Below are 2,783 nucleotides of genomic sequence, written 5' to 3' on the forward strand. Positions count from 1 at the left end.
GTGGGGTGACATCGTCGAGACGACCGGAATCATTCTCGGCGCGGCGTACATGCTCTACCTCTACTGGCGGATCGCCTACGGCACGGCCCGAACTAAGGAAGCCGCGGCGATGCCCGACCTCGACACGCGCGAATGGTGGCTACTCGCCCCGATCGCGGCCGCAGTGATGTGGATGGGCGTCTACCCCGAAAGTTTCTTGCGGCCGATCCGCGCCGACGTTGGCCGGGTCGTCGCCCGGCTCCAGCCGGTCGTGCCGAGTGGTGACTCACTTCCGACCCCGGGGCACGGCGCGGCTCCGCAAGCAGCCCTGCAAGGAGCGCATTGATGGGCAGCTTCGCGCCGATCCTTCCCGAACTGATCCTCAGCATCGGCGGCATCGTCCTCATGCTCGTCGCCGCCTTCGCTGGGCGTGGCGGCTCGACGCTCACCAACTGGCTGGCCGTTGCGTTGCTGGCCGCAGCAACCGTGGCGCTGATCGGAGCGCCTTCGCACGCCGGTCCCGTGTTCGACGGCCTGCTCTCGGCCGACCTATTCGCAAGCTTCGGTAAGGCGATCATGTTCCCGGCAGCGGCCATCGCAATCATCGCCGCCCATGGGTGGTTCGAGCGAGGGACCGAGCACAGCAGCGAATATGCGGTGCTGATCGTATTCAGCACGGTAGGCATGAGCGTCATGGTTTCGGCGACGAGCCTCATCGCGCTCTACGTCGGCCTGGAGCTGCAGAGCCTCGCCGCCTACGTTCTCGCCTCCTATCGCCGCAGCGACGAGCGTTCGGCCGAGGCAGGCCTCAAATATTTCGTGCTCGGAGCGCTTGCCAGCGGCATTCTGCTCTACGGGATCTCGCTGCTCTACGGCTTCACGGGCACGATGAACTTCACCGGCATCGCCGCCGCGTTTGGCCGCGAAGCGCCGACGCTCGGACTGCTGTTCGGCTTGGTGTTCCTGCTCGCAGGCCTGGCCTTCAAGGCGAGCGTCGTGCCGTTCCACATGTGGACGCCGGACGTCTACGAAGGCGCACCGACTCCGGTCACGGCTTTCTTCGCCTCGGCGCCCAAGGTGGCGGCTGTCCTGCTCGCAACCCGCGTCTGCCTTGAGGCGATGGGACCGGCGACCGATGCCTGGCGCCAAATCGTCATCTTCGCCTCGCTGGCGTCGATCTTCCTCGGCGCCGTAGCCGCGTTCGGGCAAACCAACATCAAGCGGCTGCTTGCCTATTCTTCGATCAACAACGTCGGTTTCGCGCTGATCGGCCTCGCCGCAGCCGGCCCGCGAGGGGCCTCGTCGGTGCTGTTCTACATGGCCGTCTATGTCGTGATGACGCTCGGCAGCTTCCTCTGCGTCCTGTGGATGCGGGACGGGGAGGGACGGCCGATCGAAACCATCGACAGCCTGTCGGGCCTGTCGCAGACGCGGCCCGGGTTCGCGCTCGCCTTCGCGACCTTCATGTTCAGCCTAGCTGGAATTCCGCCGTTGTTCGGATTCTGGCCCAAGCTGATGGTGTTCAACGCAGCCGTCGCAAGCGGCTATGTCGCGGTTGCCGTCGCCGGCATCATCGGGACCGTGATTGGGGCCTATTACTACCTGCGGATCGTCAAGGTGATGTATTTCGACGATCCCGCGGAGCCTTATGCTCGCGCCCGCCAACAACCCTTGCAGGGCGTGCTGATCCTGCTTGCGGCAATGTTCGTGTCGCCGCTCGGCTATCTGCTGATCGGCCCGCTCGGAACCCTGACCGACCGCGCAGCGGGGTCGATCTTCTGAGCCGAATTCGCGTCGTCGATCGTACCGGCTCGACCAATGCCGACCTCGTGGCGGACTCGGGTGCGGCGGAAGGCGATTGGCTCGTCGCGCTCCAGCAGGACCAGGGGCGCGGCCGCCAAGGCCGCTCATGGGTGCAGGCAACCGGCAATTTCTTCGGCAGCACGGTCGTCGATCTCGCCCCGGCCGACCCGCCCGCGCAGACCCTGTCACTCGCCGCCGGCCTCGCTCTCATCGAAGCGCTGGACGTTGCAGTTCCCGGCCAGCCGCTGATGCTCAAGTGGCCGAATGACGTCCTTCTGGGCGGAGCCAAGCTCGCCGGCATCCTGCTCGAACGGACTGCAAGCCGCGTCGTCGTCGGCTTCGGAGTCAATCTCGCAAGCGCTCCCGAGCTTCCGGACCGTCCGTGCGCATCGCTCGCTGGCGCCATCCGCCCAGACGCATTCGCGCCATTGCTTGCAGCGAGCTTCGCCCGCCTGCTGCAGCTTTGGCGAGTGAGCGACAGCGCCGCGCTCGTCCGCGCCTGGGAACAGCGCGCCCATTTCGCGGGCACCAGGCTCAGTGTCCATGTCTCCGCGGACGAGACGGTCAGCGGCCGCTTCGTCGGTCTCGACCCAGACGGAGCCCTGCGTCTCATCCTTGATGACGAAGGGATCGAGGTGATCCGCGCCGGCGACGTCGAGTTGTGAACAACCGCGCTGCGGTCTAGGCACCCGCGCATGCTGCTCGCTGTCGATGCCGGGAACACCAACCTCGTCTTCGCGCTGCTCGAAGACGGCGCGATCAGGGCCCGATGGCGCATCGCCACCGATCCCCGCCGGACCGCTGACCAATATGCCGTCTGGCTCCATCAGCTGCTCGAGCTCGAAGGATACACCCGGGCCGATGTCACGGCCGTGATCATCGGCACCGTCGTCCCGCGCGCGCTTCACAACCTCGAGGTGCTGGCGAGCAAATATTTCCACGCCGAGCCGCTGATCGCCGGCCAGGGCAGGGCTGCCTGGCCGCTTCGTCTTGACGTCGAC

Annotated in this window: 3 protein-coding genes and 1 pseudogene; all 4 read left to right on the plus strand. The window is 66.3% G+C overall.

Annotated features, from left to right (window positions below):
* Positions 1 to 325 (plus strand): annotated as a pseudogene (locus JOZ79_RS08685) (NADH-quinone oxidoreductase subunit M); the annotation flags it as partial.
* Positions 325 to 1,761, plus strand: a complete 1,437-nt coding sequence (nuoN, locus tag JOZ79_RS08690) for an NADH-quinone oxidoreductase subunit NuoN (protein ID WP_294073262.1) — start codon at positions 325 to 327, stop codon at positions 1,759 to 1,761. The pseudogene JOZ79_RS08685 and the gene nuoN, both read left to right, overlap by 1 nt.
* Positions 1,762 to 1,766: 5 nt before the next feature.
* Positions 1,767 to 2,447, plus strand: a complete 681-nt coding sequence (locus tag JOZ79_RS08695) for a biotin--[acetyl-CoA-carboxylase] ligase (protein WP_294073266.1) — start codon at positions 1,767 to 1,769, stop codon at positions 2,445 to 2,447.
* Between the two features lie 30 nt (positions 2,448 to 2,477).
* On the plus strand, positions 2,478 to 2,783 hold a 306-nt coding region (locus JOZ79_RS08700), incomplete at its 3' end, for a type III pantothenate kinase (RefSeq protein WP_294073264.1).

This window comes from Sphingomonas sp., assembly GCF_019242355.1.
In the GTDB taxonomy this organism is placed as follows: Bacteria; Pseudomonadota; Alphaproteobacteria; order Sphingomonadales; family Sphingomonadaceae; genus Sphingomicrobium.

Excerpts from the sequence above, each read along its gene's own strand:
- nuoN (WP_294073262.1), top strand. The coding sequence starts at position 325 with ATGGGCAGCTTCGCGCCGATCCTTCCCGAACTGATCCTCAGCATCGGC.